At 48.5% G+C, this 15,467-nt stretch carries 19 protein-coding genes; 7 read left to right on the top strand and 12 right to left on the bottom strand.

The window, feature by feature from the left end:
- Positions 1–26 precede the first annotated feature (26 nt).
- From gatA to rpmI, 6 genes are all read right to left on the bottom strand, one after another.
- Positions 27–1,499, bottom strand: a complete 1,473-nt coding sequence (gene gatA, locus GA004_RS08425) for an Asp-tRNA(Asn)/Glu-tRNA(Gln) amidotransferase subunit GatA (protein ID WP_283396884.1) — start codon at positions 1,497–1,499, stop codon at positions 27–29.
- Positions 1,500–1,501: 2 nt separating this feature from the next.
- Positions 1,502–1,792, bottom strand: coding sequence for an Asp-tRNA(Asn)/Glu-tRNA(Gln) amidotransferase subunit GatC (gene gatC / locus GA004_RS08420; RefSeq protein WP_283396883.1), 291 nt, complete (start codon positions 1,790–1,792; stop codon positions 1,502–1,504).
- 37 nt (positions 1,793–1,829) lie between these two features.
- The gene (pheT, locus tag GA004_RS08415; protein WP_283396882.1) at positions 1,830–4,271 is read right to left on the bottom strand and encodes a phenylalanine--tRNA ligase subunit beta; all 2,442 of its coding nucleotides are present in this window, start codon (positions 4,269–4,271) and stop codon (positions 1,830–1,832) included.
- Positions 4,272–4,295: 24 nt separating this feature from the next.
- Positions 4,296–5,336, bottom strand: a complete 1,041-nt coding sequence (pheS, locus tag GA004_RS08410; protein WP_283396881.1) for a phenylalanine--tRNA ligase subunit alpha — start codon at positions 5,334–5,336, stop codon at positions 4,296–4,298.
- Between the two features lie 155 nt (positions 5,337–5,491).
- Positions 5,492–5,863 carry a 50S ribosomal protein L20 gene (rplT, locus tag GA004_RS08405; protein ID WP_283396880.1) on the bottom strand — a complete coding sequence of 124 codons (372 nt, stop codon included), beginning with the start codon at positions 5,861–5,863 and terminating at the stop codon, positions 5,492–5,494.
- An 83-nt stretch (positions 5,864–5,946) separates the two neighbouring features.
- Positions 5,947–6,141 carry a 50S ribosomal protein L35 gene (gene rpmI / locus GA004_RS08400; protein ID WP_283396879.1) on the bottom strand — a complete coding sequence of 65 codons (195 nt, stop codon included), beginning with the start codon at positions 6,139–6,141 and terminating at the stop codon, positions 5,947–5,949.
- A gap of 203 nt (positions 6,142–6,344) precedes the next feature.
- On the opposite strand from rpmI, the gene GA004_RS08395 reads away from it, so the two are divergent.
- Together GA004_RS08395 and GA004_RS08390 are read left to right on the top strand one after the other, a co-directional pair.
- On the top strand, positions 6,345–7,655 hold the full coding sequence (locus GA004_RS08395) for a Gfo/Idh/MocA family protein (RefSeq protein ID WP_283396878.1): 1,311 nt from the start codon (positions 6,345–6,347) through the stop codon (positions 7,653–7,655).
- Positions 7,656–7,754: 99 nt separating this feature from the next.
- Complete coding sequence (locus tag GA004_RS08390; protein ID WP_283396877.1) at positions 7,755–8,114, top strand: hypothetical protein; 360 nt, start codon at positions 7,755–7,757, stop codon at positions 8,112–8,114.
- A 186-nt stretch (positions 8,115–8,300) separates the two neighbouring features.
- Here GA004_RS08390 and GA004_RS08385 read toward each other — a convergent pair whose 3' ends face one another.
- The 3 genes from GA004_RS08385 to GA004_RS08375 all read right to left on the bottom strand — a co-directional run bounded on the left by GA004_RS08385 (position 8,301) and on the right by GA004_RS08375 (position 10,886).
- Entirely contained in the window at positions 8,301–8,846 is a 546-nt protein-coding gene (locus GA004_RS08385) for a hypothetical protein (RefSeq protein WP_283396876.1), read from the bottom strand.
- Positions 8,847–8,953: 107 nt separating this feature from the next.
- Complete coding sequence (locus GA004_RS08380; protein ID WP_283396875.1) at positions 8,954–9,505, bottom strand: hypothetical protein; 552 nt, start codon at positions 9,503–9,505, stop codon at positions 8,954–8,956.
- Between the two features lie 901 nt (positions 9,506–10,406).
- Entirely contained in the window at positions 10,407–10,886 is a 480-nt protein-coding gene (locus GA004_RS08375) for a hypothetical protein (RefSeq protein ID WP_283396874.1), read from the bottom strand.
- A gap of 70 nt (positions 10,887–10,956) precedes the next feature.
- Here GA004_RS08375 and GA004_RS08370 point away from each other — a divergent pair, with 70 nt between their 5' ends.
- The 3 genes from GA004_RS08370 to GA004_RS08360 all read left to right on the top strand — a co-directional run bounded on the left by GA004_RS08370 (position 10,957) and on the right by GA004_RS08360 (position 12,197).
- Positions 10,957–11,466 (top strand): hypothetical protein, encoded by a 510-nt coding sequence (locus tag GA004_RS08370; protein WP_283396873.1) that lies wholly within the window; start codon positions 10,957–10,959, stop codon positions 11,464–11,466.
- On the top strand, positions 11,459–11,701 hold the full coding sequence (locus GA004_RS08365; RefSeq protein ID WP_283396872.1) for a hypothetical protein: 243 nt from the start codon (positions 11,459–11,461) through the stop codon (positions 11,699–11,701). Before GA004_RS08370 ends, GA004_RS08365 begins: the two co-directional genes overlap by 8 nt.
- A 91-nt stretch (positions 11,702–11,792) precedes the next feature.
- On the top strand, positions 11,793–12,197 hold the full coding sequence (locus GA004_RS08360) for a hypothetical protein (RefSeq protein WP_283396871.1): 405 nt from the start codon (positions 11,793–11,795) through the stop codon (positions 12,195–12,197).
- Between the two features lie 71 nt (positions 12,198–12,268).
- Here the strand turns inward: GA004_RS08360 and GA004_RS08355 are convergent, their stop codons facing one another.
- Genes GA004_RS08355 through GA004_RS08345 form a run of 3 tightly spaced genes read right to left on the bottom strand, consistent with a single transcriptional unit; the run spans position 12,269 to position 14,013 of the window.
- On the bottom strand, positions 12,269–12,886 hold the full coding sequence (locus tag GA004_RS08355; protein ID WP_283396870.1) for a VPDSG-CTERM sorting domain-containing protein: 618 nt from the start codon (positions 12,884–12,886) through the stop codon (positions 12,269–12,271).
- A 58-nt stretch (positions 12,887–12,944) separates the two neighbouring features.
- Positions 12,945–13,610, bottom strand: a complete 666-nt coding sequence (locus tag GA004_RS08350) for a VPDSG-CTERM sorting domain-containing protein (RefSeq protein WP_283396869.1) — start codon at positions 13,608–13,610, stop codon at positions 12,945–12,947.
- 13 nt (positions 13,611–13,623) lie between these two features.
- Positions 13,624–14,013, bottom strand: coding sequence for a VPDSG-CTERM sorting domain-containing protein (locus tag GA004_RS08345; protein WP_283396868.1), 390 nt, complete (start codon positions 14,011–14,013; stop codon positions 13,624–13,626).
- 240 nt (positions 14,014–14,253) lie between these two features.
- Here GA004_RS08345 and GA004_RS08340 point away from each other — a divergent pair, with 240 nt between their 5' ends.
- Both GA004_RS08340 and GA004_RS08335 read left to right on the top strand, forming a co-directional pair.
- On the top strand, positions 14,254–14,859 hold the full coding sequence (locus tag GA004_RS08340; RefSeq protein WP_283396867.1) for a hypothetical protein: 606 nt from the start codon (positions 14,254–14,256) through the stop codon (positions 14,857–14,859).
- A 13-nt stretch (positions 14,860–14,872) separates the two neighbouring features.
- On the top strand, positions 14,873–15,394 hold the full coding sequence (locus GA004_RS08335) for a DUF6265 family protein (RefSeq protein ID WP_283396866.1): 522 nt from the start codon (positions 14,873–14,875) through the stop codon (positions 15,392–15,394).
- Positions 15,395–15,467: the final 73 nt, after the last annotated feature.

The following is a 15,467-nucleotide window of genomic DNA, read 5'->3' as shown; positions in this document are numbered from 1 at the left end:
CCAAATGATTAGTCGTTAAAACAACCTTATAGGGATGGGTGTTCGTTTTTAAAGTTGTGGGCAGACTCGAACTCGTTCCCCATCGCTAGAATCTCGTCCTCCTTAAATGGCTTTCCCAATATCTGCAGCCCTACGGGAAGTCCGTCAACATACCCACAAGGGACCGACAACCCTGGTATCCCTGCCAGATTGGCTGAAATCGTGTAAATATCGCTCAGATACATGGAAAGCGGATCTCCCGAATGAGCCCCCCTTTTAAAGGCGGGACTTGGAGCAGTCGGTGTAAGCAAGGCGTCTACATCCATGAAGGCCTCTTCAAAATCCCTCCGGATCAGCGTGCGGGTCTTTTGGGCCTTTAAGTAATAGGCATCGTAATAGCCACTACTCAGAACATAAGTGCCCAGTAGCACACGCCGTTTTACTTCAGTTCCAAATCCCTCTGCCCTTGATTGACGGTAAATGTCAACCGAGTCTTTCGCGTCAAAACTCTCGGCTCGATGTGTATAGCGAATACCATCGTAGCGGGCCAAATTCGAAGACGCTTCGGCAGTTGCCACGATGTAATAGGTCGCCACTGCATAAGCCGTATGCGGCAAAGACACTTCCTTGATCTCACATCCGAGTGACTTGTAAAACTCAATCGCCTCTTTTACCGGACCCATGGATGCCGTATCCGGCGCACTCTCGAAGTACTCTTTCGGCAATCCAAAAGTCCACTTCCTCCCTTTCAGCTGTTCAATGGCCTGAACGTAGTCCGGAACATCGACCTTATAGGAAGTCGAGTCATTTATATCGTGTCCTGATATAGATTGCAACAGAGCCGCCGTATCCCAAACCGTGCGACCCATAGGTCCCACTTGATCTAGCGAAGAAGCAAAGGCAGCAAGACCGTAACGGGAGACACGCCCGTATGTTGGCTTCAATCCAACAATCCCACAATGCGAAGCGGGTTGCCGGATGGATCCTCCGGTGTCACTTCCTAAAGATACGATCGATTCACCTGCTGACACAGCCGCCGCAGATCCACCCGAGCTTCCTCCAGGAATACAATCGAGTTTCCATGGGTTGCCCGTAATTTTGGTAGCGGAATTCTCAGTGGACGAGCCCATAGCGAACTCGTCCATATTCAACCGGCCCCAAAGCACAGCCCCAGACCGTTTTAGTTTTTGAATACAAGTGGCGTCGTAAGGTGAAATAAAATCCGCCAATATTTTACTAGAACAAGTTAGAGGCTGGTCCTTCACCGCAAGTACATCCTTTATTCCTGCCGGTATTCCATCTAGTGATCCGAGACTTTCTCCTCTATTCCGTCGAGCATCAGACTCCGCCGCCTGAGCCAGAGCGTCCTTCTCGTCAAAACTATTGAATGCCTGTACCAGGTCATCTACTGCCTTTGTCCGACCTATTACTGACTGCGTTAATTCAACAGAGGATATCTCCCTCCTGTTCAATAGCCCACTCAACTCGCTAGCGGATTTGTAATATAGCTCAGCAGACATTATTACTCCACAACCTTCGGCACGACAAACATGTTCTGACGCTGCTTAGGCGCATTTTTCAGAGCCTCGCCAGTGGGAAGTTCCGATGTTGCCCTATCCTCTCTCCAAACATTTTCTACCGAATGCGGGTGCGCCGTCGGCTCGACATTCGTCGTGTCCAATTCATCCAGCTTATCAATGTATCCAAGGATGCTCTCAAGCTGAGATGAAAACTTCGTTTTTTCCTCTTCAGTCAAAGCTATCCGTGCCAAATCAGCGACTTTATCGATGTCAATGTGGGGAGTTTCAGCCATAGTCTGCAAAAATTAACATATACAAGAAGAGTCCAAACTAGTCCCGAATTTCAAAGGCGGTCTTTTCTCGAATCACATTTTGAATCTTCTCAAGCGCCGTATTTACTTCCTTGTCCTTCAACGTTCGTTCGCTGGAGCGGAATACCATAGAGACCGCTACGCTTTTCTTGCCTGCGGGCAATTCCTCCCCTTCGTAAATGTCGAACACGTAAATAGACTCCATGGCGAAGGTGCCTTGAGTCGCCTTTTGGGCAATCTTCTCAATCGAACGAACCACATCATTCGCCAGTTCCGACTGGTCAACGACCAAAGCTAAGTCCTTTGCAGTTGGCGGGAAGAGACTGAATGGCTGGAACTGAACCCGCTTTGCCGCTTTCAATCGCTCGGGAAGAATCGAAAAAGAACCGGCTACAATATCACCCTCAATATCCAATGCCTTAATACGTTCCAGATTCATCAATCCAAATTCCGCCAAGATGCCAGCTCTGGGATCATCTATCACTGCCGCCTGACCCTCTTGCCAAGCCGTAGAGTCATCTACAATCTGAGTAACCTTGAACCGTCCGATATCAATCCCCGCAAACCCTGCCAACAAAGTGGCCCGATTCTTAGCGGTAAAAAAATCATCGGCTTCCCGGAGTTTCCAGCTTCGGGGTCGACCCAGCGAGCATTCAGCAAAAGCCACCGAAATCATCTCAACGACTTTTCCTTTCACCTCGCGGAACACGCGACCCAGTTCAAAGAATCGGGTGGCTCCCGTCTTTCGGGACTGGTTCAGTCTCAGGGATTCCAGAATTCCCGGAAGCAAGCTATGTCTCAACTGGGTCTGGTCCTCGCTAATCGGATTTTTCAACCCCAAAGCCATGCGGGAAACCGACTCCGACCAATTCTGCTGCTCCCCTTCGGAACGCAGCGTATAGTTTACCACTTCATTAAAATGCTGACCGACGAGATAGTTCGCAGCACGTCGAGAAAATTCAGTTATCGGATTGTCATTTTCTCCAGTGGCAGTTGCCACAACCGCTCCCGACGGGATTTTATCTGTCCCGTAGATGCGCAGCACCTCTTCTAGCAGATCTATTGGACGATCGAGATCACCTCGGTAGCTTGGAATATTAACGAGCCAGTCGCCATCGCTCTCTTCTGAGATTACCATATCCAGTCGTTCCAAACTGTCGCGAATCTCTTCGTCAGAGATTTCGAATCCCGCCTTCACTCTCACCCAATCAGTCGAAAGCTCGATTTCCTTCTCGACCATTGGCTCGGATCCGGCGACATGCTCGGGGCCACAAACAGTCCCACCAGCCGTTTCCAAGATGAGCTGCACCGCCCGATCCGTCGCAAATCGAAGCGAACTCGGATCTACTCCGCGCTCAAAGCGGTAAGAGCTATCCGAAGACAATCCAAGCGTTTTGGATACCCAACGAATCGTAGTTGGGTTGAAATAGGCCACCTCCAAAACGAGATCTTTCGTATCCTCTTTGACCTCCGAGTTCTGACCTCCCATTACCCCAGCAACAGCCAAGGCTCGCTCGTCGTCGGCGATCACCACCATCCGGCTAGATAGCGTTCTTTCTTCGTCGTCCAAAGTTACAACCTTCTCGTCCTCACGGGCGTTTCTAACCATGATCTTGCTCCCTTTAATATCGCGAGCATCAAACGCATGCAGTGGATTGCCACACTCGTGCAAAACGTAATTCGTCACATCCACCACGTTGTTAATGGGCCGCAAGCCAATTGAGCTAAGAAGATCCTGCATCCAAGCGGGGCTCGGTCCGATTTTCACGCCCTTGATAACAGTAGCTCGATATAGCGGACAGTCCTCTTCGCACTCGACCGATGCACTTTTAAATATCTCTTCACCCAACGGACGATCTCCCGGTGCCGGCAGATTGTCTACCGCGGGGTAACTCAATTCGCGCTGATAACTTGCAGCCAATTCTCGGGCGATGCCAAGATGGGATAGACAGTCGGGACGATTAGGAGTCACTTCCAAATTGAAAACGGTATCACTTTCAGTCAGAACCGCGTTGATTGGTATCCCCAATTCCGGGCGCCCTTCTAAAATAAGCAACCCAGCGGCATCTTCACCCGCTCCAATCTCTTTGCCCGAACACATCATCCCATCCGACTCGACCCCACGTAGCTTGGATCGTTTGATTTTGAACCCACCTGGAAGGACCGCCCCCGGAATGGCGACAGGCACTCTATCACCTACCTTGTAGTTGCTAGCCCCACACACTATCGTCTTTTCACCAATCGCATCTCCTAAAGCCACTCGACAAACGCCCAGTTTGTCGGCATTAGGATGCTGCTGACGGCCAAGAACTTCGCCAACGATTACATTCTCCAATTGAGGCAAGCCTGTCGATTCCATGTCATCGACTTCGAATCCAAGCAAAGTCAACGAGTCCGCGATCTCCTTCGGGCTTTCCGGAAGATCGATATAGCGCTTCAGCCAATTGAGGGAAATTTTCATGTCGTAGAATAACGTCTGTTCATATTAAGCAAACTGCTTCAAGAAGCGATGATCGTTCTGATAGAAGTAGCGTATATCATCGATTCCATATATTATCATGGCGATACGCTCGATTCCCATACCAAAAGCGAAACCTGAATAAACTTCCGGATCATACCCTACCGACGCAAAGACCTCGGGCTCGACCATTCCGCATCCCGCAATCTCAACCCAATCGCTTCCTAGTTTCGCCAAGTGACTGGAAGAGAAATCGACCTCGAAGCTAGGTTCGGTGTAGGGGAAAAAATGAGGACGAAATCGCGTGGTCGTTCCCTTGCCTAGCAGCTGCTCGAAAAAATAGTCAAGTATGGCTTTCAAGTCCCGAACCGTGACGTTCTTGTCTACGTAAAGTCCTTCGACTTGGTGAAAATTAGCACTGTGTGTCGCATCCACCGTGTCACGGCGAAAACACCGGCCTGGTGAAATGATTCGAATGGGTGGTTCGCCTTTCAGCATCGTACGAATTTGCACCGATGAAGTGTGTGTTCGTAGTAAGTATCTCTCGTCCGAATTTTTGGATACGTTCCCAAAATCTGCATCATCCGGAAGATAGAATGTATCCTGCAAATCTCGTGCCGGATGGTCCTTGGGAGTATTCAACGCATCAAAGCAGTAATACTCGGTTTCAACCTCTGTACCCTCCGCAACCGTGAATCCGATCTGCTTAAAGATGCGGCTGATTTCCTCCCGCACCTGCGTCAGCGGATGCAAACTCCCCGGTTCCGAATCTGGCGACGGCAGGGAGGGATCGATTGGCGGGCCCAGCCGCTCGGCAATTTCTGCTGCTTCGATCGCCTCCAAGGCGATGTCATAAATGGCCTGTACCTGCTGCTTTGCCTCGTTGATGAGCTTGCCAAAGGTCGGCCGATCTTCCTTGGCGACCTGGCCCATGCCTTTCATCACTTTGGTCAAGGAACCGTTGGGCCCCGTAATCCCTGCCTTAAAGGCTTCGAAATCGGCACGGTTCGAAACGGCGCCCACATTGGTTTTGGCCGCATCTACAATCTGTTTAAGTTCCTCTTCCATAGTGCTTGGCTGAGAGATATGTTCTGAAAACTAAAGGTTCCTCCTGGTTCTTGAGTCAAAAAAAAGGAGTCCGAGCAGATACTCGAACTCCCATTCGTTAAAGGCGAAAATGGATGAAACGGCGAATCTGCCGTCCGATTCGCCACTATTCGAGTTTAGGCGGCGGCTTTGTTCTTCAAAGCTTCCTTAGCTTTCTCAATCAGACCGCTAAATGCGACAGCGTCCTGAACGGCGATATCCGCCAGAATCTTGCGATCCAGGGTGATCTCGGCAGCCTTGAGTCCTTCTTGGAATCGACTGTAGCTAATGCCTTCTGCTCTACAAGCAGCGTTGATACGCACAATCCAAAGCTGGCGCATCGTGCGCTTTTTGGTGCGTCTGTCGCGATAGGCGTACTGTAGCGCGTGCGCTACGGCCTCTTTCGCGTATTTGTATAAACGTGATTTGTTGCCGAAGTAGCCCTTGGCTTGCTTAAGCATCTTTTTGCGACGCTTGCGGTACGCGGGTGAATTAGTTGCTCTAGGCATGTTGTTCCTTTCTGGATTTAGATTTCGTCAGGTCGCCTACTGAATGTTTTACCCAAACGAAATAAGTTTTTGTTGAACAGGGGTTAAAGACCGTGTGGGAGGCCACGCATTAAATCTGCCTGACGTCCTGAGGACACGTGCTTGTCCTGGCTTAAAGAACGCTTCTGCTTAGTGGTTTTCTGGTGGAGATGGTGACGTTTCCCGGGGGAACGCCGCATCAACTTGCCAGTGCCCGTCAGCTTGAAGCGTTTTGCTATGGATTTCTTAGTCTTTTGCATGACTTTTGGGAAAACGGAGAACAAAGATGTAAAATCTATTCCGTGTAAAGGGGAAACAACGCTCATTTCATTAAATAAAGCTATGGCGATGGAACAAATCAGTCTCTAGCCACAAAAACTGGCGGGATATCCCATTGCAAACCTTCACGAATTTATCGAATCTTCAGCTCACTTTCCCACCGACCGCAACCCCTAGAAATCGAATGAATCGTAGAAAATTTATCCAAACCACTGGAATCGCTGCCGCAACCACTGCCCTTCCCGGTTGGTATCTCGAAGAATCCTTGGCCAAAAGTTCCCTTTCCAAACCAAAATTGGCGAATGATCGCCTTGGAGTCGCGCTCGTGGGCTGCGGTGGCCGAGGGAGCGGCGTCGCCGAGGCAGCGGTATACTACGGCGAAATGGTCGCCATTTGCGACGTCGACGACGGTCAACTGGCCAAGGCCAAGCAAAAGTGGCCCATGGCGAAGGCCTTCAAAGACTTCCGCAAGGTCATGGAACTCAAAGAAGTCGACATCGTAGTCTGCGGCACGGTTGACCACTGGCATACGCTCGTATCTCTGGCGGCCATGCGAGCGGGAAAGGACGTCTATTGCGAGAAACCACTTACCCTCACCATTGACGAAGGGAAACATCTCGTCGCCGCAGAGAAGAAGACAGGCCGGATTTTGCAAACGGGCACGCAACAGCGAAGCGACCCACGATTCCGACTAGCCTGTGAAATCGCCCGCAACAAAATCATTGGCGACCTCACGGAAATCGATGTCTACCTTCCCGCCGGCCAGCGACTGGGGCCGTTTAAAAAAAAGCCAGTGCCCAATGGGATGGACTGGGATATGTGGCAAGGGCAGACACCGTACGTGGATTACGTCGAAGAAAGGGCCCACCGCCTTTTCCGATATTGGTGGGAGTATTCCGGTGGCACCATGACAGACTGGGGTGCCCACCACAATGATATCGCCCTCTGGGCAACCGGATTTGAACGCAGCGGACCTATTTCCGCAGAAGGCCGCGCACTCGTTGACATGATACCCTATGGCTTCACTGCCGCTAGCGAGTACGAGCTTGAATACGTTTACCCAAATGGTGTTAAGCACCGCTGCCGTACTACCACCGCCAACGCCTGGAACGGCGCGGTCCTCGATCCCAATCGCCGACAGCACGGACTTCGCCTTACAGGAACCAATGGCTGGGTTTGGGTCACGCGCGGTGCGATCGAAGCAAGCGATCCCGATATCCTAAAAACTCCGCTACCTTCGAGTGCGGAACGTCTCTACAATAGCAACAACCACATGATCAATTTTGTCGAATCCGTTCGTTCGAGAAAGCAGGCGATCTGCGACGCAGAGATAGGCCACCGATCAGCCACTATGTGCCACCTAGGAGTGACCGCCGTCCGTTTAGGCCGAAAGGTCCAGTGGAACCCCAAGAAGGAGAAATTCATCGGTGACAAAGAAGTCGCGAAAACCATTTCCCGCCCCATGCGCAAACTCTGGGACTATGACATTGTTTAAAAGGGAACCGACCAGAATTCTACTCATTCCGTCCGAATCGTATGGTTTGCTTCAGTTCCCTAATGATTGTTAGAGCCACTATCCTTCTGCCTGCTCGCAATGACTGGAGCGACGAATTCCGTTGCCCAGAACGCCCATTCAGTAAACGCGTCGCACCCGCGAAATTCGAAGCATGAGTGGCGCTACTACAAAGGCGACTTGGGCGGGACCAAATATTCCGGTCTAGAGCAAATTAATGCTGGTAACGTACAAGACCTCGAATTGGTTTGGCAATTTCGCGTCCCCGATTTCGGGGAGGGCAAGACCACCACTCTACAGTTCAATCCCTTGATGGTGAATGGAGTTCTCTATTTGGCCACGGTCGGACAGAAAATCATCGCCGTAAAACCAAATACCGCCGAACCCATCTGGACGTTTGACCCTTACCAGGACTCTGGGGCCAGGGAAGCAGAGGTCTAATAGATCAATTGATATACGATGCAGCATTAGACAAATCGGCGAGGCACTTGCAGCTTTGGCAACGGCTCAAAATTGCACCTGACGAAGGGTCGCCTCTCTACACTGCGATCTCTGAAAAGGTAAAAGCGGAAGATTTTAACGATAAAGGCCGAGGTCTACCCTTTATGGCTGAATTCAAGGAGTGGTCTAATGATAAGAAGAGTCCGCATGAGATTTAGTGATTTGTCCCATCCTCTCATTACCCCTAGCTAGAACGTTTTCATACTCCTCTTGGCTAACCACCTTCCTCGTTAACCTCGTTTCCTCTCTCCGCTCATCAATTCGGTGGGCTTGTTGCCAGCTCTTTTCTTTGGCTGTTGAGACGTAATAGACATCGCGGAAGGTGGCCTTCAATTTACCGCTCTCCATTCTATCTCTCACCTCCTCAATCATGTCCTCTTCCAGAGAATGCAGGTTCAGAAATAGCTGCTTAGAAAGCCTAGCCCCTACCTCCGTCCACTTGCCAAGATGATCAGCGTATTCCATGAGTGTGTGCTTGATCGTCTTGTGGCAAATGCGATGCCTCTTGACCATTTGTGACTGGCTAACACCTAGACAGAACAGATAGGGAATCAAACCCATTTTCTCAGGCTTCCTTCTAGATAAGCTCTTAGTACGTTCCTGCAGCTTCTTGTTTGCGTAATCCTGCACAGCATCAGCTATGCTCACCTTCAATTCGGGGGCTTCCAACATAGTGGACCCAGTCTACCATACAAATCGGGTGATTGCCCTACGGAAACCCATCCCGTTAGTGGCAGAAAAAATATCTTCGTTGGCCCTAACCCTGAATAATATTTTGATTATGAGTATGCCTCGTAAAGTTCCTTAAGATCGTCAAAACACATGCCAGCAACAACTTCTAAGTTTTCATCTAGTATTTCATATATAGGGTCAGTCGATGTGTACGGCCTTAAACTAAAATATACTACTACGTCTTCATCGCCACCACCTTCAGTGTGTGCCTCTCCTGGAGTTCCGGCTTTAAATACACCTGCAGGACGAACGCTTTTCAAATTCCCATCGGTATCATAAGTATTAAGTTCTCCCTGAACAGTGAAGGTACTGTAATTTGAGCAATGCTTATGCATGGGAATTTTTGAATTGGCTGAAAATTTAAATAAGATGTCTATTACTTTTGCTTTTTCGTCGATGTTCAAAAAAGACAAGGAAACATGCTCTGTTGGTTCTCCATCGGGACCTGGTAATGGTTTCCAGTCGATTTTTGTTTCATCAAAGGCATTTGCAAATTGGATTTCACCACTGTCATCCGCTTGTGCAAACCCTGCGATAGGGAGCATGGCCGCTGCTGCGGTACCTGTTTTGAGAAAAGCCCTTCTTTTGATATCCGTCATGCGTACATTCCAGCAAAACCTGTGCCAACCGAATATTATTACGTTGATAGCCAGAATATTTCAGAGGGAGGTAAATTAGAATCCCTTTTCGGCGATTTTATAGAGCACTTTGAGATCATAAAAATAGAGATTTTTGCAACAGCCTCGCCAGAGCTAAAAGCGGTTCCAAAGTCGATGGACGCCCCCGCTCCTTACAGACCAGCAATGGCAAGTTTCAGTAGGTCGAAATAAAAAAAAGAAGCAGCCCTCCCGAACTGCTCCTTTGATTCGCCATTCCGACATCGCTATACAGGTTAACGCCGGATCGCTTGCTTAAGTATCGCTCAACTTTCTTATCTCGTTTCCCAAAGATCAAGCTCCACCATTAGTTGAACCACTTTTGGGGAGTATTGACAGAAGATCTGCTAATTTTGGCCCTCGGAGCAAAATGACAAAAAGAGAGCGGGCCCCCACAGGCCGCTCTCAAATGCTTTTCTGTTTTTGCCTAAGGATCGATCTGAAATCGTGCCCAAAGGCCGTTACCCTTGACGTGCCCTCTATGTCACTTAGAGAAGTGCTTTGTTCCAAGAAAGTGCTGAATGTTGTGCCGTCGAGGGTGGGCTGAAATAGCGTCGTTGAGTGTAGAAACTAGTAGGTAATAAATAGCTACCTTGTAAGTATCAGATTATTACGCTTTTAATGGTGGAGGTGGCGGGAGTCTAAATCTATTACTATCTATACAACAACATTTTAACTATTTAAATAGATGTTTTGCTTACCTTTTGCTGCATTAGCCTGCACTGATTATAACAGGAAAATTACAGTAAATCAGATGGGGGGCGGGGGTTGTTCGAGTACCAGCCTCTGCATTAGTATTCATCAACAGCCCCCAAAAAAATTGTCGTCCTGAGGGCAGCTAACCCTAAAGCTTCGGATTAGCAAAAGCTCTATCAAAAGATTCAGCCAATGGGCCATAGCCTTTTGAAATGAATTCGGGCCTAACCCTAATCCAATAATTTTTCACTGGACTGTAATTCTTTTTCAATCTGTTTGGGAGACTGAGCCGACTGGCTATAAGTTCGTCGTCATCTAGGTGAACTGCTTGCTCATATAACTGCCCTATTGTGAAGAAATATGTGTGTGAGACCAATTCACATATCATATCCTCTTCATCGGTTAGAGGTTCTCCAGCTATCGCCTTTGACCAAACTTCTGAGTTTTCAATTATCATCTGCCTGGTCCTTGTTGCAGCTTCAACAGAGTCACTTGCAGACTGCATCCTTCCTAGGCGATTTGACTCTACTATCTCCTTATTGTTCTGATGAAGCTCATACGCGACGAGTCCTAAAGAGGCAATGACCGCTAAGCTTGATACAACCCTCACAACAGCTTCATACTTCATTTTTGAAGAAAAGATCGACTCACATTCTCTTTGCAAGCCCTAACGATTCTTCTCCATGTTCGGTTTTATTATGAAATCAAACACCATCCTTACTATTACCACGGCTCTTGGTAACGTAGCTGTACTCGCTGGCCTCGTTTTCCTAATCATTGAAATGCGGCAGACTTCAAGCATCGCTCGGTCAGAGATCAGGCAGGATCGCAGTAACGCGATGATTGAGGAATTCAGCCAGATATACTCCGAGGACTCGGTGCTTTCTGTTCATATGGCTTTAATGGAAGGCGATTTGGAGACTATCACTGGTCTAGAAAAAGAAAGACTGTTCTGGTTTGAGAGGGTTAGGTACCAACGGTTTGAAGACGTATACTACCAGTTCATAAATGGGCTGATTGATGAAAGTCCATTCAGGGAAAGCATGGCGTTTGCCGCGAACAGGAAGGCTTTATGGGGATGGCTAGGCATACCTAAACCCAATGCTGGAATGAATGCTGAGGTCGATAGGTTTCACACTTCCGAATACTTTTCTCCAGAACCATGGGCCATACGTTTTTCTAACTGGCTAGAATCAAAAGATGCCTAGAAATCACTCCCTGAAGAAACTCAATCCACAGGACTCCATCTGGAAGCACTATCCAGAGGATAATTTCGTCCGCTGGGTCGGAGATAATGAGGAAGAAGCTAGGAAGAACGCGGCTAGAGGATCTCTGCCAAGAAACAAGGTCATCAGTATGTCTCCATGGCTAAACAAGGAGCAAACTTCCTGTGAGCTTGAGTACAACTCGGAGCAGGATGGTATCGCTGGAGTTACTGATTAGGAACACCCTCCCATCACAAGATGGGTTGAGAGCATCAACTGCCCCAGAAAAAATTGTCGTCCTAAGGGGCAATCTCTGATCTGGTAAGGATATGAAGTCACTCCCCATCCTACTCGCCCTCTGTTGCCTCATATTTGCTGGCTGTCAGACTGTACCGAAAGTAGCTGAGACCCAATCAGCTCAAACACCTGAAGTGGATGAAGAACCGCTCGGCGGCAATTTCCTAATTAAATATGTTAACCCTTTGCGAGGAGGGGAAGAGAGTACGGAACTACGGTTCAATGAAGCGAGTGAAGGCTTTTCGGGTGCGTTTATTTCTCCACGAGGCGAGACACCACTCAAAAACGTAGTCCTTGAATCTGATGGCTCGGTAACTGCTAATTTTACAATTAGAGATTATTATTTTGATCTCAACGCTCTTATCGATGGGGATAACATCTCGGGGGAGTTTAGGGGTCCGCGGGATATCAGCTTTAGTGGATCGCGATTAAAATAGTGCCTTGATCGCATACCTAAGCTAACTGCCCCCAGAAAAAATTGTCCCTCAAAGGACTTCTGAAGCTGTTCTTATCCCAGCCTGCGTCTAGCAAAGACTAAAGCCACAACCCCAGTTCCAAGAAGAGCTGCTGTGGAGCCTGTGTCGGGGACGGGGGCTATCGAAGCACTATCCAAGGCGACAATAATGCGATCATTCCCCAATACTCCAAAAAAAAGGGTAGCTTGGGCAGGGTTATTAATGGCATCAAACGGGGGAAGGGCTGTAGGAATGGTGTCCTCTGCTATAACATAAGGAAAATTTGACCACGATACGCCCAAACTGTTTACAAGGATATCGTTAATCCCTGTAATACTTCCATAAGTGAAGTCATGTGGATGCATATGCACGGAGTACGCCGTCTCCCCTGGCGTATTGGGAGACGTATATATATTAGAATTGTCGGCTGCCCCAACCCACCTGAACGTTTCCGATCCTAAATTAATTTCATGCGTACCTAAAACGTAAAAACGAGTTGCAGAGAAGATGTCCCCAGAACCCCATCTAGAGATATTCGCCACAGCACCATCGGGATAATAATCATAATAACCCGATACCTGATCGCCAACTGATATTGGACCTCCGTTCAGCGTTTCTGTCATAGAAGTTACACTACCAGTGTAGGTCACTCGCAGCGGTACTGATAGCATGGGGGTGGCAAAGGCTAGCGAACAAAGAAGGAGGATGTTTCTCATATCAAAAGGATAACTAATATCCCAGCCTCCGCCTAGCAAAGGCTAGAGCCGCAACACCCGCTCCAAGGAGAGCTGCTGTGGACCCTGTGTCGGGGACGGAGCTAATAGATGCACTTGCTAGAGTTACGGTAATAGTGTCATTTCCCAGAGGCGTAAATGATACGAAAGCGTGAGCAGGATTACTAATCGCATCAAAGGGCGGAAGTACCTCGGGAATGGTGTCCTCTGCTATAACATAAGGAAAATTTGCCCACGATACGCTCACACTGTTTACAGGAAGATCGTTAATCCCTGTTATACTTCCATACGTGAAGTCATTTGGAGCCATATGCACGGTGTACGCCGTCTCCCCTGGTGTATTGGGAGACGTACGTATGTTAGAATTGTCGGCTGCCCCAACCCACCTGAACGTTTCCGATCCTAAATTAATTTCATGCGTACCTAAAACGTAGAAACGAGTTTCAGAGTAGATGTCCCCAGGACCCCATCTAGAGATATTCGCCACAGCACCATCGGGATAATAATCATAATAACCCGATACCTGATCGCCAACTGATATTGGACCTCCGTTCAGCGTTTCTGTCATAGAAGTTACACTACCAGTGTAGGTCACTCGCAGCGGTACTGATAGCATGGGGGTGGCAAAGGCTAGCGAACAAAGAAGGAGGATGTTTCTCATATCAAAAGGATAACTAATATCCCAGCCTCCGCCTAGCAAAGGCTAGAGCCGCAACACCAGCTCCAAGAAGAGCTGCTGTGGACCCGGAGTCGGGAACGTTAGCTGTTGTGATTGCGAAGGTAGCGTTGCCGTATCCAAATGAGGCTCCGCCCATCCCCTTAGCAGGCACATACCAACGCATCGCGTATTGCCCTGATTGAAGGTCAATAAGGCTGTCCCCGATGGTCCACAGCTCTGAGCCTAAGACTCCTCCCGTGTAGTTATAAAATTTGAAAGTGCCATCCTGCAGATCTGTTGCAGACTGATTATTTGGTACTGAGGCAGAGAAGGTTGTCGAAGCCAAACCACTAGTGATCTCGAACGATGCTGATCTCTGATCGCCAGAAGCGCGGTACCAATTCATCTGGAAGATAATACTTTCTTCTCCAGCTGATTCTATCGTCCCGATGCTTTCAAAAGTGTCAGCTAAACTTCCGTCAATAATCAAGCTTCCGAAGGCTGAGCTTGAAGCCCATGCACAAGCATAAATAACTACACCTCTTATCCACACAGATTCACATTAACAAAGACCTACACTTAAAGTCAACCTGACCGCCCCATCGGGGTTTCTTGTATAATCTCCAAAACTGCTATTCATTTATTTATGGTTTTCACATTCAAAGCTCTCCTTGTTCTTTCATTTTCATTGTTAGTCGGCTGCTCAAAACCCTCAACGGAGCCGAAGGTGGACGAGCCAATGCTCACGCCCATTGAAGACTTGGGCTTTTCCCATGACGTTGAGGCGGACGATGGCGAGTGGGATGGTTTAGCGAAAGTCTACGCCAAGTTCACCGCCCAGTGGTACGTAGATCCAAACGATCCTGAATGGGGTTGGAATACTGAACGGCCGGGTTACGTCCTGCGTGAGAGAGAAGTATTTTTGGATGGTGCCTGCTCTTTGTGGCTAGATACGAAGTCGAAGCGAGATGATGGCGAGTGGCTCATCCGCGTCTACGGACCCGATTTCAACTTTGAAGGAGATTGGCCTCCCGGTGACTATTTCCTCTACGTCCACAAGCACGTCACGGACGGTGAACCATGGTACGACATATCATGGAACGCCAACTACAAGGGAGAAGCCGCTTACAGCAGCGCTCAGTGGATCCTTGGAGAAGATTTCCAATTTGATGGAGAGGAAGACTTGTCCAGCTTCACTCTCTCCAACGATCTGGTAAAGCTTGAGGTTAAGCCGATACAACAGAAGAATTGAAAGCTGAAGGGAAATGAAACAACTACTAATCACAACAATCGCAGCCGCGGTGCTGGTGGTCTGCGCTACGGCGCAGCAACCGAAGCCTTCTACAGCAAAAGCACCAGAGTTCCAAATTGAAAGACTCGCTTGGCTCACAGGAAGTTGGCAAGGCGCAGTGAATGGCGGACTCCTTGAGGAAACTTGGCTTCCACCAAAGGCCGATACAATTTCAGCTCTAGTAAGGTTTACAAAAGACGGGAGAACCGAATTTGTCGAAATCATCAAGATCGAAAAAGTCGGAAATTCATTCGAACTCAGATTGCAGCTTTATGACCCACCAATGCGTCCACAGTCGGACAAACCTCACGTTTTCAAACTCTCAAAAATTGAAGAAAACAAAATAACTTTTCACGGTATAAGTGAAGGGTCACACCGAAAGCTAAGCTACGAACGCGTTGCTCAAGATCATTTTATAATTCGTTTTCAAACATTTGAAGGTCGTGACGTCGAAATAAATCTGTCACCCCCTCCGAGAAACACCTTCACGTTTTAGGTTGGCTGTGGTCGAGTTACCCAATGTGAGCCAGATTGGAAGAAGCTCGTACCCGCACTAGTGTGCATTTTGG

This window comes from Candidatus Pelagisphaera phototrophica (assembly GCF_014529625.1).
GTDB lineage: Bacteria > Verrucomicrobiota > Verrucomicrobiia > Opitutales > Opitutaceae > Pelagisphaera > Pelagisphaera phototrophica.
This window is presented reverse-complemented; position numbering and strand designations above follow the sequence as displayed.

Excerpts from the sequence above, each read along its gene's own strand:
- GA004_RS08375 (WP_283396874.1), bottom strand. The coding sequence starts at position 10,886 with ATGAAGTATGAAGCTGTTGTGAGGGTTGTATCAAGCTTAGCGGTCATT.
- GA004_RS08355 (WP_283396870.1), bottom strand. The coding sequence starts at position 12,886 with ATGCTATCAGTACCGCTGCGAGTGACCTACACTGGTAGTGTAACTTCT.
- GA004_RS08335 (WP_283396866.1), top strand. The coding sequence starts at position 14,873 with ATGAAACAACTACTAATCACAACAATCGCAGCCGCGGTGCTGGTGGTC.
- rpmI (WP_283396879.1), bottom strand. The coding sequence starts at position 6,141 with ATGCAAAAGACTAAGAAATCCATAGCAAAACGCTTCAAGCTGACGGGC.
- gatC (WP_283396883.1), bottom strand. The coding sequence starts at position 1,792 with ATGGCTGAAACTCCCCACATTGACATCGATAAAGTCGCTGATTTGGCA.
- pheS (WP_283396881.1), bottom strand. The coding sequence starts at position 5,336 with ATGGAAGAGGAACTTAAACAGATTGTAGATGCGGCCAAAACCAATGTG.
- GA004_RS08390 (WP_283396877.1), top strand. The coding sequence starts at position 7,755 with ATGACTGGAGCGACGAATTCCGTTGCCCAGAACGCCCATTCAGTAAAC.
- rplT (WP_283396880.1), bottom strand. The coding sequence starts at position 5,863 with ATGCCTAGAGCAACTAATTCACCCGCGTACCGCAAGCGTCGCAAAAAG.
- GA004_RS08365 (WP_283396872.1), top strand. The coding sequence starts at position 11,459 with ATGCCTAGAAATCACTCCCTGAAGAAACTCAATCCACAGGACTCCATC.
- GA004_RS08345 (WP_283396868.1), bottom strand. The coding sequence starts at position 14,013 with ATGAATTGGTACCGCGCTTCTGGCGATCAGAGATCAGCATCGTTCGAG.
- GA004_RS08380 (WP_283396875.1), bottom strand. The coding sequence starts at position 9,505 with ATGACGGATATCAAAAGAAGGGCTTTTCTCAAAACAGGTACCGCAGCA.
- GA004_RS08385 (WP_283396876.1), bottom strand. The coding sequence starts at position 8,846 with ATGTTGGAAGCCCCCGAATTGAAGGTGAGCATAGCTGATGCTGTGCAG.
- GA004_RS08360 (WP_283396871.1), top strand. The coding sequence starts at position 11,793 with ATGAAGTCACTCCCCATCCTACTCGCCCTCTGTTGCCTCATATTTGCT.
- gatA (WP_283396884.1), bottom strand. The coding sequence starts at position 1,499 with ATGTCTGCTGAGCTATATTACAAATCCGCTAGCGAGTTGAGTGGGCTA.
- GA004_RS08350 (WP_283396869.1), bottom strand. The coding sequence starts at position 13,610 with ATGAGAAACATCCTCCTTCTTTGTTCGCTAGCCTTTGCCACCCCCATG.
- GA004_RS08395 (WP_283396878.1), top strand. The coding sequence starts at position 6,345 with ATGAATCGTAGAAAATTTATCCAAACCACTGGAATCGCTGCCGCAACC.
- pheT (WP_283396882.1), bottom strand. The coding sequence starts at position 4,271 with ATGAAAATTTCCCTCAATTGGCTGAAGCGCTATATCGATCTTCCGGAA.
- GA004_RS08370 (WP_283396873.1), top strand. The coding sequence starts at position 10,957 with ATGAAATCAAACACCATCCTTACTATTACCACGGCTCTTGGTAACGTA.
- GA004_RS08340 (WP_283396867.1), top strand. The coding sequence starts at position 14,254 with ATGGTTTTCACATTCAAAGCTCTCCTTGTTCTTTCATTTTCATTGTTA.